The following is a 16,131-nucleotide window of genomic DNA, read 5'->3' as shown; positions in this document are numbered from 1 at the left end:
TTGAGGTGAACCAGACGACAGCCCTCCCGGCACCGGCCCTGCGCACCCGCTACGCCTCCGACCTCGTCCTCGCCGCCCTCGCCCCCGCGAGCTGGGGCACCACCTACGTGGTCACCACCACCCTCCTGCCCGACGGCCGCCCCCTGCTCGCCGCCACGATGCGGGCCCTGCCCGCCGGGCTGGTGCTGCTCGCCGCCACCCGCCGCCTCCCGCGCGGCGACTGGTGGTGGAAGTCGATCGTCCTCGGCCTGCTGAACTTCGGCGCCTTCTTCCCGCTGATCTTCTTCGCCGCCTACCGCCTCCCCGGCGGCGTCGCCGCGACGATCGGCTCCGTCCAGCCCCTGGTCGTGGCGCTGCTGTCGATCGGCGTCCTGCGGATCCGCCCGGCCCGCGCCGTCCTGTACTCGGCCCTCGCCGGCACCGGCGGCGTCGCGCTGCTGACCCTCGGCGCCGACGCCCGCCTCGACCCCCTCGGCATCGCCGCCATGCTCACCGCGACGTCCCTCATGGCCACCGCGATCGTCCTGGCGAAGAAGTGGGGACGCCCCGAATCGCCCCTGGTCATGACCGGCTGGCAGCTCACCGTCGGCGGCATCGTCCTCCTGCCGCTCACCCTGGTGCTCGAAGGCGCCCCGTCCTCCCTGACCGGCGAGAACCTCCTCGGCTTCACCTACCTCGGCATCGTCGGCACCGCGATCGCCTACGCCCTGTGGTTCCGCGGCATCGACCGCCTGCCCCCGACGTCCGTCTCGCTCCTCGGCCTCACCAACCCGATGGTCGCCACCCTCGCGGGCCTGGCGATCCTCGGCCAGACCCTCACCCCGTGGCAGGTCACCGGCTTCACCATCGCCCTGGGCGCCCTCGTCGCCGGCCAGACCCTCAACCGGAGACCGAAGCCCGCCGCCTCCTGAGGAACGCGAGCTCGGCCTCGTCCTCCGTACGCCTCATCGCCTCGCCATAGGCCTCGGCCGCCTCCGCGTCCCGCCCCAGCCGCCGCAGCAGATCAGCACGCACCGCGTGGAACAGGTAGTACCGGCCCAGCTGGAGCCGCTCGACCAGCTCCAGCGCGGCCCCGGCCCCCTGAACCTCACCGACCGCCACAGCCCGATTGAGCGCCACCACAGGACTCGGCGCCACGACCATCAACTGGTCGTACAACTGGAGCACCTGATCCCACCGAGTGTCCTCGGCGTCCGCCGCATCACCGTGCACCGCGTTGACGGCCGCCTGGATCTGGTACGGCCCCGGCCGTCCGATCCGAAGGCACCGCCGGACGAGCGCCTGCCCCTCCTCCACGAGCTCCCGATCCCAGAGCCCGCGATCCTGCTCGGCCAGCAGCACCAGCTCCCCGTCCCGCCGCCGGGCGTCCTTGCGGGACTCGACGAGCAGCATCAACGCCAGCAACCCCAGCACCTCGGGCTCGTCCGGCATCAGCTCCCGCAGCACCCGCCCCAGCCGGATCGCCTCGGCCCCCGACTCCTCGCGCCCCCCGTACCCCTGGTTGAACACCAGGTAGACGACCGCCAGCACGCCGGCGAGCCGCCCGGGCAGCTCCTCCTTCTCGGGCACCCGGTACGGAATCCCGGCGTCCCGGATCTTCGCCTTCGCCCGCACCAGCCGCTGCGCCATCGTCTTCTCCGGCACCAGGAAGGCCCGCGCGATCTCCGCGGTCGACAGCCCTCCGAGCAGCCGCAGCGTCAGGGCGACCCGCGCCTCCATCCGCAGCGCCGGATGGCAGCACGTGAAGATGAGCCGCAGCCGATCGTCCTCCACGACGGACGCCTCGACCGGCTCCGCCGCGTTGACCAGCACGGCCTGCGCGTACTTCCCGGCCCGCGCGGCCTCCCGCCGAAGCCGGTCGATCGCCTTGTTCCGCGCCGTCGTGATGATCCAGCCCGCCGGACTGGCCGGCGTCCCCTCGCCCGGCCACCGGCGCACCGCCTCCGCGAACGCCTCCTGCACCGCCTCCTCGGCGACGTCCACATCGCCGAACACCCGGACCAGCACGGCCACCGCGCGCCCGTGCTCCTCCCGGAAGACCTGCTCGATCACCCCTCGCCCTGGAACGGCCGCACCTCGATCGGCAACCCGGTCACCTGCGTGAACCTGGCCGCCACCTTGAGCGCCGCGTCCAGGTCCGCCACCCTGATGACGGCGAGGCCGCCGATGTGCTCCTTGCCCTCCGTCCACGGCCCGTCCGTCGCGATCACCTCGTCCCCCCGCGTGGACACCACGGTGCTCGCCTCCGGCTGCTCCAGCCCCCGCCCGAACACCCAGCACTCCTGCCGCTCCAGATCCCGCCGAACCTCCGCGAGCCGCGCCATGATCGGCTCCAACACCTCCGGCGGCGGCACCTCCCCCACCGGCTGGATGATGTTGAGCACGTAGGACTTCATCTCTCCTCCTCCACGAACCCCTGCCCCTCTCCTTCCCCGCGATGCCCGCCCGTGCGCACCCCCAACACGACCAAGGCGCCCCCACCCCCAGACGAACGGCCCCCCGCCAGATCGACACCCACCCCAGAAGAACTCCCCGTATCCCCCCGAGCCCCCAAGTCGACTACGATGCGGGACGAGCCCGCCGGCGTAGCTCAATTGGCAGAGCATCTGTCTTGTAAACAGAAGGTTAGGGGTTCAAGTCCCCTCGCCGGCTCCCAGCTCAAAGCCCCCTTCCCAGTGCTGGAAGGGGGCTTTTGCTAACACCGTGGGAGCCACCGTGGGAGCCACGGGAATCAGCCGCCGAACAGTGCGCCGCTCATGGCTTCGGCCGCTGCGCGCTTGTCGTCCACGATCAGGTGACCGTATGTGTCCTTCGTGATGGCGATGCCCGCGTGCCCGAGGATCTCCGAGACCACATGCAGCGGCGTGCCTTGCGCCAGCATCAGCGAGGCCCCCGAGTGCCGCAGCTCATGCGGATGCCAGTGACCCAGGCCCGCTCGCTGGGCCAGCTTGGAGAACGTGTGCGAGAAGTTGTCCGGGTCGGTAGGCGTGCCCACCTCGGACGGGAAGATCAGCCCGTGATTCTGCCAGGCTTCGCCGAGCGCGAGCCGTGCCTTCGCCTGGTCGGCATGCAGCGTGCGGAGCTTGCTCACGATCTCTGGCGTAAGCACGAGAGTCCGCCGTGACTTGGCCGTCTTCAACTCGCTGAGCACGATGCGCGTCTTGCGACCGCTGTTCTTGTCACGATCCTTGATTCGCTTCACCGCGTGCGTGAGCCGCAGCGTCCCGGCTTCCCAGTCGAGGTTCCTCCAGAGGAGCCCGAGCACCTCGCCGCGGCGAAGGCCGTACGCCAAGGCGATGGTGATCGCACCTCCGTAGCGGTGGCTTTCCACCGACCTCAGAAGGTTCTTCGCCTGGTCGAGCGTGAGCGTCCGGCCCTCCCGCTGGGCTGCGCGGGGAGCTGCCGAAAGCGCGGCGACGTTGCGTGTTACGAGCCCTTCCCGCTCTGCTTGTGCGAGTGCGCGACGCAGGACGTTGCGCATGTTCTTGCGGGAGTTCGCGGCGTAGCCGGCCTCTCGCTTGGCGTTCCAGAGCCGATCGACCTCTGCCACCGTGAGCTTGTTGAGCTTCTTGCGGCCCAAGGCCGGGACCAGGTGCAGACGAACCATGTCGGCGTAGTCGTCTTCCGTGGACTCTGCCACGGTGCCCGGTAGGTTCACCGAAACCCAGCGTTCAAGGAACGCCTTCACCGTGATCCGGTCGTCCGGCACCGTGCCCGTATCGACTGCCTCGCGGACCTCTTTGAGCTTGCGAGCGACCTCCGCACGCGTCCGGCCCGAGACCTTCTTACGGATGCGCCGTCCCTTGTCGTCGTAGCCCACGGAGACCGCGCCCCGCCAACGGTCGCCGTCCTTGTAGATCGAATCCTCGCCGTTGCCCCGTCGCTTGGTCATGCTGCGTCCGCTTCCTCTTCGAGCTGGGCAACGAACTCCGCCAGCGCCTTTGCCGGAATCCGTCGAGAGCCACCGAGCCGGACTGACCGCAGCGCCCCGGCGCGCATCAGGTCATAGACCTTGGTTCGTCCGATGCCGAGCTTCACGGCCGCCTGTTCCGGCTTCCACAGGAGCGGTTCGTCCACTCCGTTCGCCGCAGTGCTCACGCTGCCTCCGCAGTTGCCGAGAGTTGGGGGGTGTTGTTCTGTGTGGCGGCGTCGAGTTGGCGGCGCCGTTGGATGCGTTCGTTGATCAGGTGCAGGAGCCGCGCTTCGGTCGGCTTGACGTCGGGATCGGCCGGGCCTGCGCGTTCCCAGACGTGGACGGCGTTCGGGTCAGCCGGGTTGAGCACGGGGATGCCAGCCTCAGCGAGCCGTGCCAGGACCCACGCTTTGCGGTCGGCTTTGTGATCGGCGAGGGTCTTGCCGGACCACTTGCGGGAGACCAGGACGCGACGTCCGCCGTAGCCGAGGTGTTCGCGTCGGTGTGCTTTGCCCTTGCAGAAGCCCGGGGCCATGCCTTCCCGCGGATTCTTGGGCTGGATGCCGTAGCGCAGCCAGTTCGCGCACGTGGGCGAACACGGCTCATACCGGAGCGCCTCAGCCATCCGGTCCACGTGCTCACGCTGCGCCGCAGTCTCGGCCTGGTGGCATTCGGCCACGCCCTTGACCAGGTACTTGGTCAGGTAGCCGATCAGCTTGCGGGACTGGGGCGAGTCGGGCATGACGCCTTGCGCGTCGATCTGCCGCCCGAACTTCACCACGTGGAGCGGTTCGGCGTCGTCGTCCAGGCCGAGCGCGTCCAGCGCGTCATCCCAGGTCGGAAGGACTTCCCCGGTAGCGGGATCGAGGTAGCCGCCGCCGTCCTCACCCGCGACGTCATCCCAGACCGGCAGGTGATCCCCCTCGAAGACCACGCGACCGATCGAGGGCCACCACACCTGGTGATAGGTCGCCGCCACGACCTGGCGCAGTTCGGCGCGGGAGATGGTTCCGCGGATGGCCATGTGCAGGTGGGGCGCGTGCCGCCGTTGGGGTTCGACGGTGGCGAAGTACTGGACGTCGTAGCCGACGAACCGGCGCAGGTTCTGCACGAACCGGTCGACCAGCTTGGAGAAGTGCAGAGCATCCCGAGCGGCCCGCGTGTAGTCGTAGCCGTTCGGGTCGACCGGTGTCCCGTCCGAGCGCACCCGCCCGTAAGAGTCCAGCGTGAGCGTCAGGAAGATCGAGGGCCGGAACGTCTTGCCGTCGCGGCCACGGTAGACCTTGCCGAGGGTGCGGGAGTCGACCGGACGCCGAGGAAGGTCAGGGGCATCCTGCCGCCGCCGCGTGGAACGAGTCCGCCGGCCTTTGCTCTCCTCACCCGACTTGAGGCCACCACGGACTCCAGTGCGTTCGAGTTCGTTGTCGAGGTCACGCACGACCGCGTCCCAGAACCCGACGTCTTCCCCGTCCGCCGAACCCTCCTCGGCCGCCTTGTCACGGGCCGCCGCCGCTTGCGCCCGCAGTTCCATCCAGGCGCGTTGCTCGTCGTTCGGGTCGGCGCGCGTGATGACCGGTTCCTCGGTCAGGTGCCAGCCCTGGGAGCACTGCACGGCCCGCAGCTTGCGCTTCCGCTCAGCGCACGACGGGCACACCGAGGCCAGCGTGTGACCGCACGGCACATAGACGACCTCGGCCGCACCGGTGTTGAGGTCCACCCGCCGCATCGGCACGGGCCGGATGCACACGCCGTGTTCGACCGCGACCGCTTCCAGCACGCCCCGCGCCAGGGGAGGAAGCGTCTTGACCACCGCGCCCGCCTCCGAGCCCGCGCCAGCCGGAGCCGACTCCGAAGGCGAACCGTCGAGGGTCAGTTGCACCGTCACGCCGCCTCCACATCAGGGAAGCCGAGCGCCACCATCTCCCGGATGTCGTCATCGGAGACGAAGGCCGCCCGCACCCGGACAGGGTCGGGGGTGGTCTCCAGCCGGATGAACCCGACCCCAGCCCCGATCTCAGGGATGGACGAGATCTGGTCTGCGAGGGCGCCACGGTCGCGGGCACCGTCACCGAGGACCATGTCGACCTGCTCGTCTTCGTCGAGGCGCAGGGCGATGCGGTCGGGGAATAGGTTGCGGAGGTTGTTTACCTCTTTGCGCGCGTCCTGCTGGGCGCCGATCACGCAGTAACCGACCGACCGGCCCTGACTGGTGAGCACGGCAAGCGCCGACTCGGCCCGCTTGCGCAGATCACGCTCCGGGCAGTAGGCGGTCAGGAAGGCCAGCTCATCCACCACGATGACCCGGAAGGGGTGCTCACGCGTGGCCGTGAACGACCGGGTAACGCCCGCGAACCGTTCCGCGCGAGCATTCATGTCCGCCGCAGCGTCCTCCAGGAGCGCGACCATGCCGCCGGACGGGTCGGAGGAGTACCGCCCGTACCGCTCGAACAACGGCCGCCCGAAGGACAGCTCCATGCGTTTGGGGTCGACGGCCCAGACCTCCACCAGGCCCGCGAGCATGAGCGGCAGCAAAGCGCGGATGGTCGACCAGATGACCGACCCCTTGCCGGCACCTGTCGCGCCCGCGATCAGCACGTGCGTCCCCAGGAGCCGCAGCCGCCAGGGCGAGCCGTCCTCTTGCCGTCCGATCTCCACCCCAGACAGGTCCACCGCCGACGCGTCAGGGACGGGCAGCGCGGGGATCGGGACGGCGAGGGCGTCACGGCGGACGAACTCCAGCCACACGCGCCCCGGACGGTCCCCGACCCGGACCCGGACCAGGGCAGCGCCGAACCCGTGCGCCAGGTTGGGAGTGACGTCCTCCCACGCGTCGGGCGCCTGCCCTTTGAGCATCTTCACCAGGACGCGATCGGACGTCGGGCCGCAGCGGACCCGGACCAGCGATGGAAGGTACTCGCGGCCCTTGTGAACCTGGGTCAGGCCCGCCGTGACGAGGACCGGTTGCCAGTTCCGCCGGTACACCGTGACCAGCCGCCACCGGGCCAGGGCCGGACGACCCACCCACCGCACGAACGACGGACGGTCCACCAGCACCCACCCGGACAGGCCCAATACGACGAGGGCCAGGACCACGACGGGGACCGTCCACCCGAACCGGTAGCCGAGCCACGCCAAGCCGGACAGGACCGAGACGGGGACGATGTTGCGGACCAGGAACACAACCGTCCGGACGATGACCCGGACGAGGTTGACCAAGAGCACGAGCCCTTCCGGCATGTGCCACACCGGGGGCGCCCACTTCGGGGCGGCGAACGGATCACGTTGGGCCTCTACGGCGACGTTCTCACCGGGACCGAGCTTGCGGAACTCCCATGCCATGATGGGTCTCACCTCTTCTATGCGCTGTTCAGCGGGGAGGGGAAAGCGGGGCGGCCGGAGGTTCCAGCTCCAGCCGCCCCACCTGCTTTTCAGGCCGCCGACTCGCCCGGCATCGAAGCGCCGTTGAGGACGTGGAGCCGCTCCACCTCGGCCGCGTACCGCCCGAACAACTCCGCCAGACGGCGCGCGGTCACCAGGTCTTCGGCGGTCGGGGCCTCGGGGTTGGTCGGCGTGATGGTCACGTTCGCGCCAGCGTGAATGAACGCGATCTGCGCGCGGTGACCGCCGTCCGAGCAGTAGACCGACATCTGCCGGTCCGGGATCAGGTGGACCGAGATGGCCGAGGTGCCGTCCGGGTCCACCCTCACCGTCGTGAAGCTGTACGAGGTCTCCATCACGCCGCCTTTCCCTTGCCCAAGGAACGGCCCGAACAGGGGCGACGCCCCGACCGGTACAGCCGCTCCACCTCCAACGCATACGCCGCAGCCTGAGAGGCCAGGCCCCGCGCGAACTCCACATCACCCGCGCTCACACGCTCGGGAAGGGTCAGGGTGACCAGCACCCGACCGGCCGAGACCGTGAACAGCGGCGTACGCGCCCGGAACGGCTTGAACTCCACCGACGCCCCGGCATCGATCGGCAGCGACAGCGCCGACATCCGCCCGCCCGCCATCAGGCCGCATCCTTCGCAGCCGCGCCGCTGTCCTTGCTCGCGGTGCGGCCCCCGCCCTTGAAGTTGGCCGGAAGGACCGCCGACGCCTTGAGGCTGTAGGCCAGCCGCCCGGTACCGGAGTTGACGTACGGCGTGACCGCCAGGCCCTCGAACTCCACCGGCACGAACGGGAACTCCGCCGGAGCCGTCGGAACGATCGGCTGAACCGGCGCGGTCAGCTTCACCTTGAAGGTCCCCTTGGACTCGGGGTCGCCGTCGACCACTTCCACGGCCCACACCAGTTCGCCGGTGTCCTTGTCCCGCGCCTGAACGAAGTTCTCCTTGGTCGACGCGTCGAAGTCGCGCACCGCCTCCACACCGCCCTTGACGAACGCGCCGTGGGGGAACATGTCCCCGAACGCGACCTTGAACGGACCCTTTACCGCCATTGGGGCTACCTCCAGACGTTCACCCGTCCGCTTGTCCGGACGAGTGCATGCCTAGAAAGTACCTCAGCCACTCGACCGGACAACTTCTGAGAAGAGTGACCTATGTCACATCCGAAGTATCGGCAGGTCAGGAGGGTTGAGTCATTCGGGGACGCTGTAGACGTCTTCCAACTCATGCAGTGACCCCGGCATCACGATCTCGGCGACGAACCGCACTGCGTCAGAGGCATCATGCAGCCCGGCCAGCACCGACAGCACCGGCTCCGACTTCTTGATCTGCAAAAGGCGGGGTTCGTCGCCGACGGGAAGTCGCGCGGTCATGCGCTCAGAGATGTGATCGATGCGCAGGCCCTTGACCGTGCGCAGGTGCGCTCGAAGCCCCACCGGAAGTCGCGCATCCTTGTCCAGGTCGGTGCCGTACACCAGCTCTTGCGGGAACCAGCACGTCACCACCTCCGAGGCGACACCGTCCCGGACGGTCACCCAACGCCGCGCCACCACACGCCCGGGGTCCCCGCCCAGCAGGCTGGCGACCGCAGCGGGCGCATGCACAGATCCGACGTCGACCAGTGAGACCCCGGCCGCGGTTTCGGGTTGGTCCAGCACCGCCAGGCCCGGACGAGATGGCAGCGCCGACGAGGCGGGCCGGCCTTTGACGAACGAGCCGCGCCCGTGCTCGCGAGTGATCCATCCGTCCTGCTGGAGCATCTGAAGCGCCCGGACCACCGTGGTACGCCCCACCGCGAACTCCCGCAGAAGCTGAGATTCCGAGGGCAGCATGGTGCCGGGCGCGTAGTCCCCGTTCTCGATCCGGCGGCGCAACTCCAGCACCACCCGCGCGTACTTGGGGGGCTCGAACTCCAAACCCGACATGACGACCACCTGACGACTCTGGCGCTTGACCGCATAAGCGCACTTCACCGCACAGTAGCGCCCATGCGCGCCTACGTCACGGCTACCGGACCGCTCCGACCCACACTTATCGCGCCACCACCCCCGCAGCAGCAAGGGACGCCGACCGCCGCGAAGCTCACCCCAGCCGTGGCACCGAGAACCCTGCCGCCAGCAACACCGCATGCACCTCGCCGACTCCCCGCGTACCCATCAACCGCACCTCATGCAGATCACGCGACCAGAGCAGATCCAGCAGGTCACCCACCGTCTTCGCGGTGCAGTTCCGATCGTTGCGCAAGGCGTTGCGGACCCTGGTCGACAACTGCAAACACGCCAGCGGACACGCCCGAGACAGGCGCCCGCCTTCATGCCTGTGCGCACCAAGGCCCGCATCGGCAGGAGCAGCAGGCAGCCCGGACACCCGCCCCGCCTCCACAAGCAGGGCCAGCAAGTCACCGACCGTCCACACCCCGAGACACGTGACCGGGCATTCAAGCCCGATCCGGTCGTGTCCCACCGCGTGCGGCCCGCCCCTGCTCGGCCCGCTCGTCATGCCGGCCATGTCCAGCCCCGCGCGGTGACGATCGCCTCCCGCAGCTCGCTCGGACCCTTGGCCTCCACCAGGAGGTGCTTACCGCGGACCCGGACCATGGCCCACCATGCTTGGGTGACGGTGCCGTACCAGGCCACCACCCCAGAGAACTCCCGTTCGATCTGCGCCGCCACCGGCCGCCGACTGATCTCCGGCGACATCGACGCCGCTGCCGCCCATGACACGCCCATCACTCGCACTCGCCCGACGCCGCATCCGGCGAGCTCGCGAAGGGGACGGCCAGCACCCGCGCGATCCGCTCACCCGCGAACGCGGTGTTGGCCGCCGGGCACAGCGGCTCCAACTCCGAGAGCGCACGGCGGTCCGGCCCCGACCAGACCCACCACCACCACAACGCGCCCCGGTGAGTGCGGCACACCACCTCCTGCCGCAGTCCCGGACTCAGCGCCCGCGCCCGCGGATCCCCGACGTCCGGTTCACCGACCGGGTTGCGCGCCCGCACCGCGCCATGGTCGATCACCTCGGCCGCCAGACCCCGCCGCTCCAGATCGGCCACCAGCGCCACAGCAGCCGACTGCCGCACTACGTCAGCCGCCCACGTCCTCACCTCATCACCCACAGCCACCACCTCCATAGGGAAGAAGAGAGCGGGACCGACGAACGACGGCCCAGGGGCGCACCACCACCCCCGGCAGGCATGACCGCACCGCGCCGGACGATCACACCCTTATCCGCCTGACCGCCTACGCCGGCCCCGCAGCTTTCTGGACTACGCCGCGCGCTCCTCACGCACCGGCACACACCACCAACACGGCTTGCGGTCGACCGGCGGCCCCGAACCACCCGGCAGCCCCACCAGGACCGCCCGCCGAGGGTGAACGAACTTCCACCCCCGACCACCACAGGACCCGCAGTCCGGCTTGCCCGCATCTTGCTGCTGCGTCATGCCGCACACGATCCGCCCCAGCCCCGGCCCCTGCCCATCCCCAGGCGGTATCTCACAGTGGGATATACGCTCGGCAACGTCTGGTCACACGGAGGGAGAACCCATGCCGCGACGGGCCTCAGACCCGATCGTCATCCCCGATGAACTGTGGGAACGCCCGCAGATGATCCAGGCACTGAATGCCCGCGAAATCGGGACTGTCTTCCATCTCCTGAACCAGTACGCAGGCGTGACTCAGACTCAGATGGCGATCGCTTGCACCCTGACCCAAGGCAGAGTCAGCGAGCACATGAAGGAAAACGGGCGCCGCGTCACCGAGCTGCACGTGTTCGAGCGCATCGCCGACGGCCTCCAGATGCCCGACAACGCCCGCATGGCCCTCGGTCTCGCACCAGGAACCCACCCCGGCGTACCGGCCCCCAGATCCCCCGAACCCCAGGCCCGCACGGGGATCGTGCGCACCGACCCCAGACCGACCGGAGCCGACCCGTCCGACCCGGCCACCACAACGGACCTCTCCCGGCTGACGCGATGGCTGACGACCAGCGACACGGCAGACGAGACGATCGAGAGCCTTGCCCGCTCGACCACGTCACTCTCCAGCGCACACACCCAGGTCCCTGCGAAAAGCCTGCTGTCCCAGGTGCTTCGCCTTCACCGCCGCACGCAAGACCTCTTGGAAAGCAGCCGGCCCCGCCCCCGCCACACCCGCGAACTACTACGCATTGACGCCGATCTCCTCGCACACGCAGCCGTGATCTTCGGTGACGTCAACCTCGACCACCACGCCGAGCAGTACGCAGCCGCCGCCCTCATGCTCGCCCGAGAAGCCGGCACCAACGAGGCGTTCGCCTGGTACGCCCAAGCCAAAACGGCCCGATGGCAAGACCGCCTCATCGAAGCCGCCGACTTCGCCCGGCAAGGCTACGAAGCCAGCCCGCACACACCGATGAAGACGCAACTCGCCTGGTACGAGGCCAACGCCGCCGCCCTCCTCGGAGACCAGACCAGAGCCCGCCAGGCCGTCAAACGAGCCGAGCAGACCGCCGAGACCATCCACGACAGCCCCACCGACCGCTCCGTCTGGTCATTCCCCACCGAGCGCCGCGCCCTCTTCGCGCTAGCGGTGGCCACCCGAACAGGCGACCCGGACGGAGCTCTCCAAGCCGCCGAAATGGCCGACACCGCATGGGCAGCAGGCGCACCCGTCGCCCCAGCGATCTGGGCCCAAATCCGCGTCGGCACCGGAGTAGCCCACCTACTCAAAGGCGACCTTGAAGGCACCGCCGAACAACTCGCCCAGCTACTCACACTCGACCCGGGCATGCGCCTGACCACCGTCACGCGGTACGTCGCCGACCTCGACCGCCGACTCAGCCACCCCCGCTACCGAGACACCTCGCTAGCCGTCCAACTCAGAGCGCAAATCCGCGACTTCAATGCCGCCGCCCTGACCGACGACCCCGACATGGAGCGCTCATGAGCCCCCTGCCCACCCGCATGGTCAACCGCTGGCAGAACCGCCAGGAACCCGGCCCCGGCCAAGGCACGCTCTACTGGCACATCCTCGTAGGCGACCAACCCGAGGCACGCGACCTCGCCCACACTGCTCAGAAGCGACTTGCAGGATTCCGTGGGCTCCACATGACGCCGATTGAGTGGCTCCACATCACCACTCTCGTAGTCGGCCCTACCGGGGAGACCACCACCGAGCAGCAGCGCACGATGCTCACCGCCGCATCCCAACTGCTGGCCGCACTCCCACCCGTCACCGTGACACTCAGCCGCGTTCTCTACCACCCCGAGGCGATCGCTGTCGCAGCCCACCCATCAGACCCCTTGAGACAGATCCGCGCCGCTGTCCAGACAGCCACGCTCAATGTTACCGGCCACGAAGGGCACACCGAAGGTTCCGCTCAGTGGACGCCACACATGACTCTTGCCTATAGCGAGTCTGACCAACCCGCCGACCCGATAATCGCCGCACTCGGCCGAAAGGTTCAGGCCGCCGAGTTTAATATCAACACCGTGACCCTAGTGGCACAACAAGGTCCTGAACGCCTTTGGGACTGGCGCCCAATCGGGACCGTCGCCCTTGGTTGCCATTAGCGTGACCTCTACGCGCTGAGTCCAATTTACTTGCTAGCTAGGTGGATCAAACATGGTTGTTTGCCAATTCGGAGGAGCGGTAAGATCCTCCAGTTCTTCGTCACGCACGATGGAAAGGTCACGCGGATGGTAGAGCCAATATAGCCTGCCCTCTTTTTCGAGACTTCCGCTGATCTTTAGGTTAGCTTCAAGTCTGTGAGCTTCCATCGCAACGTCGTATTGATCGGCATTCAGTCGTACCCGAGCCTTACGGACATCTGCGCCGTCGGCTACGTTCAAACGAATTACTCTATCCGATGAATCTGTTGATCTGCTTAGCAGGGTGACCTCTCCGATAAGTGTGACGTCCTGCGGCTCTGGATCTAGAGCAAATACGTTAGCCACTTGCGATAGAATCGGGGATTCAACTGCCTCAAATGCTACTTGCACCTTGTAATCGCGGTCGGAGGAGTGCGAGTGATGGAGAATTTCTATTTCCGAGTCACCGCCGTGAGTGATCTGACTCAGTGCCTTTGTGAACTCATATGAGACACCCTCTTGCACGGTTTCGAGGAATAGTTCAGGCCGTGGTCGCTTCTTGTACTCCTCCAAGCCAACCCGTATTGCCTTGAGTGCACGTTCGAAAGTTTCAGTAACTGCACTACCGGGAAGCGTCTCAGCTTCTCTCGGCTTAATTAGATGAATCTCCTCGGAATGCTTGGAGACATGGAAGCGCTGATTTGATGGAGTGTACGCAGTGATGATAAAGCTGCCCACTTCGGTTTGGCCCATAAAGCTGTTCTCTAGAAATTTCTTCGCTACGTAGGCACTGGAATTTCCATGGTAGCGGCGTCTCTCTCTGGTTGCTTTTGCGGAGGCAACCAGTTGCGCGCGGGCAGCTTCATAAAGGTCCTCCCCCTCTTCCCAGCCAATTATCCCGCCTTCAAGATTAGTCTCCTTCTTCCATTGCGTTGAGTTCAGCCCTGCTCGGAAGCGCAGGTTGAGGGTACGCGATAGTTCACGGGCAGCGCGACCGTATTGGGAGATCACAAATCTGTGAGCGCGAATCAGGAGTTCATTATAATCACCCATACTGGGGTTTAAGGGGATAATCAATTCTTTATCGTCTGACTCATCGGCGCTCCAGACTTCGTAACGTCCTGGAACTTTCGAACGCGGAGCCCAGTCGAAATATCTCAAGAGAGCTGTTAGGGTTTCGGTCTCTACTTCTGGCGGGCTGGGCGAGCTCACGGTCGACCCCCTTGACCTATGCGTACCATCATTTCACATAGCGCAATGTCGTCAAATATGTGGTCTTTTGACGCCCTAACGGTTGGATTTTCCGCGTTTGTGAACTTCGCCCCATGTAGATTCACCCAGTAAGCGCAATGGTGCATGGACAGCGCCTTATGTCCGGCAAGTATCCAGTCATCTTGCAGTGCAGGCATAGACATGATTACCACAATCTTATTGATCGTGCAATCCTTGGTTCGATAGTATTCCCACCGGTCACGCCTCATTGTTGCAGTCAAGAAATCTGTATCTCTGCCAACGTAATCCGAAGTGGCTTTTAGTTGCACTTCAAGTCGCGCAACCTTGTCGCCCATATGGCGGTCCGACTTATGGGTTAGCAATAGGTCGATGCCATCATCTATTTCGAATCGAGCAATAATGCAACCGGCGGAAGCTGCGACAGCACGTATATAGCTCTCTTGAAACTGTTCCATCATCTTGGTATAGCGGTTCGGATATCCTCTAATCACCTCACGCTTCGGCGCTTCCTTCAGTTGTGGATCTGTCATGCCGTGATGGTAACTCTCGGTGGGCGCTCGCAAAAGAGAGAACTTCATGCATCGTCGGTGACACACTGGCCACACCTGGCCCCGGCGGGGTTAGCAAAGCGGACTACCCATGCATCGCGAGGGGTAGTGCGGCGTCCTTTGCCGAATTTGGCTGTTTGGGATCAAGGGGCGGCGGCGCTCAGGCCGCTGCGCGGCCCCGCGCCAGGCCGCCCGGAGCGTGCGGCGTGGGCGCCGGTCACCGGCCGGCCGCGCCGGGCCGCGCGACGCACCACACCCTCCGGCCCCGCCCCGACCGCTCCCCGCAGGGGCGCGCCACCGCCCCGAGGAGTCGACGCTGGAGCCTCTGAGACCGTTCGGCGACGAGCCCCAGGGCGTACCAGTGGTCAAGCACTATTGGAGCCGCGGGGGAGATTGCCGGAATATCGGCTGGGCGGGCGCTACTGGGGAACCCCGTGGTTCCCCAGACCCCTCCTGGAGCCGGAGGGCACTCCCGCGCGAATCTGTCTGTCACGGGGCGCGCGCCATTCGCGCGAGAGCACCCTCCGGACAGGCTGGTGCGTCTGTGACGGTCGATGGTGCTCAGGCAGATCCTCAAGAGCCTGCATCCGGCCTAGTCTTTCGGGCGACGGGGCGTGATCGAAGACCGCTCAGCGCTCGGGCGTGGAGGGCCAGAGTTGGAGGAGGTAGCGTTCGTGGCCCCGAAGTGCCCGAGTGGCTTCCTCCGCTTCATCGCCGTCGAGATCGTCGTTGATCTCACTCCACCTGTCCCAGATATCTGCGCGTCCCCAGCCCGAGATGCGGACCTTGTACGTCCCAGGAGGCACGGTGAAGAAGCCGCGTCTGCCGCCGGCTGCAACCGCGTCGTACGTCAGTGAGCCTGTTGGGAAGTGCAGGAATGCGGTGTCGGTGACCTCAGGGTCTTGTGGCTCCGGCGGCTCGCCGTTCCAACGTTCGACACCGACGTGAAGCCCGAGAAAGTCCATCACTACTCGGACCAGCACGGCAGATCTCCCCACGCCGAGCCAGCCATGCCCAGGCACCGGTGCAGCGAGGTCACGCTCGACGAAGGCCCGTGCATCGCAGATGCCGAACATCTGGTGATCCGCTGCGCCATAAGGTTCGACTACCGAATCCAAGAGATCAGCCACGTTGGGGATCATAGGGAAGCGGTCTGACAGGCGATGGGGCGAGCACTCACAGCAGTGACAGCAACACCTGCAAACGTCGCCACACGTAATCAGCTCTCAAGCCCGAGGTCAGCACGGAGTAGCGAGCCAGCCACCTTGACCGTGATCGAAACGCTTGGAACACGGTCAACCGGTCGGGCATCCACGGGAGCCACGGTGGGAGCCACGCGAATGGATGATCTTGAACCAGGGTGAACGAGTTCGGACGGTGCGCAGGTCATTGTCCCAGCGTGCGGACTGATTTGGACGGGGCCAGTGATCGTTTGGGGACCTTGTAAACAGAAGGTTAGGGGTTCAAGTCCCCTCGC

Annotated in this window: 19 protein-coding genes and 1 tRNA gene; 4 read left to right on the top strand and 16 right to left on the bottom strand. The window is 66.7% G+C overall.

Translation table 11 applies throughout. The annotated features are described in order from the left end of the window. The first annotated feature begins 5 nt into the window (after window positions 1-5). Window positions 6-911 (top strand): EamA family transporter, encoded by a 906-nt coding sequence (locus AB0C84_RS25465; RefSeq protein WP_258940642.1) that lies wholly within the window; start codon window positions 6-8, stop codon window positions 909-911. Here the strand turns inward: AB0C84_RS25465 and AB0C84_RS25460 are convergent. Next, window positions 880-2,052: a sigma-70 family RNA polymerase sigma factor gene (locus tag AB0C84_RS25460; RefSeq protein WP_361070868.1), complete on the bottom strand. Its 1,173-nt coding sequence runs from the start codon at window positions 2,050-2,052 to the stop codon at window positions 880-882. The two genes, AB0C84_RS25465 and AB0C84_RS25460, sit on opposite strands and share 32 nt — an antisense overlap. Then, window positions 2,049-2,396 (bottom strand): YciI family protein, encoded by a 348-nt coding sequence (locus AB0C84_RS25455; protein ID WP_361070864.1) that lies wholly within the window; start codon window positions 2,394-2,396, stop codon window positions 2,049-2,051. The genes AB0C84_RS25460 and AB0C84_RS25455 overlap by 4 nt, the downstream gene beginning before the upstream one ends. A gap of 183 nt (window positions 2,397-2,579) precedes the next feature. Between AB0C84_RS25455 and AB0C84_RS25450 the strand changes: the two genes are divergently transcribed. Continuing rightward, window positions 2,580-2,652, top strand: a tRNA-Thr gene (locus AB0C84_RS25450). Window positions 2,653-2,731: 79 nt separating this feature from the next. On the opposite strand, the gene AB0C84_RS25445 is transcribed toward AB0C84_RS25450, so the two are convergent. The 11 genes from AB0C84_RS25445 to AB0C84_RS25395 form a co-directional block, all read right to left on the bottom strand. Next, window positions 2,732-3,892 (bottom strand): tyrosine-type recombinase/integrase, encoded by a 1,161-nt coding sequence (locus AB0C84_RS25445; protein WP_361070861.1) that lies wholly within the window; start codon window positions 3,890-3,892, stop codon window positions 2,732-2,734. Continuing rightward, complete coding sequence (locus AB0C84_RS25440) at window positions 3,889-4,098, bottom strand: helix-turn-helix domain-containing protein (RefSeq protein ID WP_361070858.1); 210 nt, start codon at window positions 4,096-4,098, stop codon at window positions 3,889-3,891. Before AB0C84_RS25440 ends, AB0C84_RS25445 begins: the two co-directional genes overlap by 4 nt. Further along, the gene (locus AB0C84_RS25435; RefSeq protein ID WP_361070855.1) at window positions 4,095-5,798 is read right to left on the bottom strand and encodes a replication initiator; all 1,704 of its coding nucleotides are present in this window, start codon (window positions 5,796-5,798) and stop codon (window positions 4,095-4,097) included. The genes AB0C84_RS25440 and AB0C84_RS25435 overlap by 4 nt, the downstream gene beginning before the upstream one ends. Further along, on the bottom strand, window positions 5,795-7,252 hold the full coding sequence (locus AB0C84_RS25430) for an FtsK/SpoIIIE domain-containing protein (RefSeq protein WP_361070852.1): 1,458 nt from the start codon (window positions 7,250-7,252) through the stop codon (window positions 5,795-5,797). Before AB0C84_RS25430 ends, AB0C84_RS25435 begins: the two co-directional genes overlap by 4 nt. Before the next feature lie 89 nt (window positions 7,253-7,341). After that, window positions 7,342-7,650, bottom strand: coding sequence for a hypothetical protein (locus AB0C84_RS25425; protein ID WP_361070849.1), 309 nt, complete (start codon window positions 7,648-7,650; stop codon window positions 7,342-7,344). Continuing rightward, window positions 7,647-7,925: a hypothetical protein gene (locus AB0C84_RS25420; protein WP_361070845.1), complete on the bottom strand. Its 279-nt coding sequence runs from the start codon at window positions 7,923-7,925 to the stop codon at window positions 7,647-7,649. The genes AB0C84_RS25425 and AB0C84_RS25420 overlap by 4 nt, the downstream gene beginning before the upstream one ends. Continuing rightward, window positions 7,925-8,353 (bottom strand): plasmid replication, integration and excision activator, encoded by a 429-nt coding sequence (locus AB0C84_RS25415; RefSeq protein WP_361070843.1) that lies wholly within the window; start codon window positions 8,351-8,353, stop codon window positions 7,925-7,927. Before AB0C84_RS25415 ends, AB0C84_RS25420 begins: the two co-directional genes overlap by 1 nt. Before the next feature lie 141 nt (window positions 8,354-8,494). Next, window positions 8,495-9,226, bottom strand: a complete 732-nt coding sequence (locus tag AB0C84_RS25410; RefSeq protein WP_361070950.1) for a GntR family transcriptional regulator — start codon at window positions 9,224-9,226, stop codon at window positions 8,495-8,497. 157 nt (window positions 9,227-9,383) lie between these two features. Beyond that, a complete protein-coding gene (locus AB0C84_RS25405; protein ID WP_361070840.1) occupies window positions 9,384-9,809 on the bottom strand; it encodes a hypothetical protein in 426 nt (141 codons plus the stop codon). Continuing rightward, window positions 9,797-10,024, bottom strand: coding sequence for a hypothetical protein (locus AB0C84_RS25400; protein WP_361070837.1), 228 nt, complete (start codon window positions 10,022-10,024; stop codon window positions 9,797-9,799). The genes AB0C84_RS25405 and AB0C84_RS25400 overlap by 13 nt, the downstream gene beginning before the upstream one ends. A 5-nt stretch (window positions 10,025-10,029) precedes the next feature. Then, window positions 10,030-10,419: a hypothetical protein gene (locus AB0C84_RS25395; protein ID WP_361070834.1), complete on the bottom strand. Its 390-nt coding sequence runs from the start codon at window positions 10,417-10,419 to the stop codon at window positions 10,030-10,032. 430 nt (window positions 10,420-10,849) lie between these two features. Here AB0C84_RS25395 and AB0C84_RS25390 point away from each other — a divergent pair, with 430 nt between their 5' ends. Further along, a complete protein-coding gene (locus AB0C84_RS25390; RefSeq protein ID WP_361070831.1) occupies window positions 10,850-12,229 on the top strand; it encodes a hypothetical protein in 1,380 nt (459 codons plus the stop codon). Next, the gene (locus AB0C84_RS25385) at window positions 12,226-12,855 is read left to right on the top strand and encodes a 2'-5' RNA ligase family protein (RefSeq protein WP_361070828.1); all 630 of its coding nucleotides are present in this window, start codon (window positions 12,226-12,228) and stop codon (window positions 12,853-12,855) included. Before AB0C84_RS25390 ends, AB0C84_RS25385 begins: the two co-directional genes overlap by 4 nt. Before the next feature lie 33 nt (window positions 12,856-12,888). Here AB0C84_RS25385 and AB0C84_RS25380 read toward each other — a convergent pair whose 3' ends face one another. The 3 genes from AB0C84_RS25380 to AB0C84_RS25370 all read right to left on the bottom strand — a co-directional run bounded on the left by AB0C84_RS25380 (window position 12,889) and on the right by AB0C84_RS25370 (window position 15,784). Further along, on the bottom strand, window positions 12,889-14,085 hold the full coding sequence (locus AB0C84_RS25380) for a hypothetical protein (protein WP_361070825.1): 1,197 nt from the start codon (window positions 14,083-14,085) through the stop codon (window positions 12,889-12,891). Further along, window positions 14,082-14,636, bottom strand: coding sequence for a DUF4365 domain-containing protein (locus tag AB0C84_RS25375; RefSeq protein WP_361070822.1), 555 nt, complete (start codon window positions 14,634-14,636; stop codon window positions 14,082-14,084). Before AB0C84_RS25375 ends, AB0C84_RS25380 begins: the two co-directional genes overlap by 4 nt. Before the next feature lie 647 nt (window positions 14,637-15,283). Continuing rightward, a complete protein-coding gene (locus AB0C84_RS25370; RefSeq protein WP_361070819.1) occupies window positions 15,284-15,784 on the bottom strand; it encodes a hypothetical protein in 501 nt (166 codons plus the stop codon). Window positions 15,785-16,131: the final 347 nt, after the last annotated feature.

Source organism: Actinomadura sp. NPDC048955 (genome assembly GCF_040649435.1).
Classification (GTDB): Bacteria; Actinomycetota; Actinomycetes; order Streptosporangiales; family Streptosporangiaceae; genus Spirillospora; species Spirillospora luteofluorescens.
Note: the sequence above shows the minus strand (reverse complement) of the source record. Positions and strands in the feature narration are given on the sequence as shown.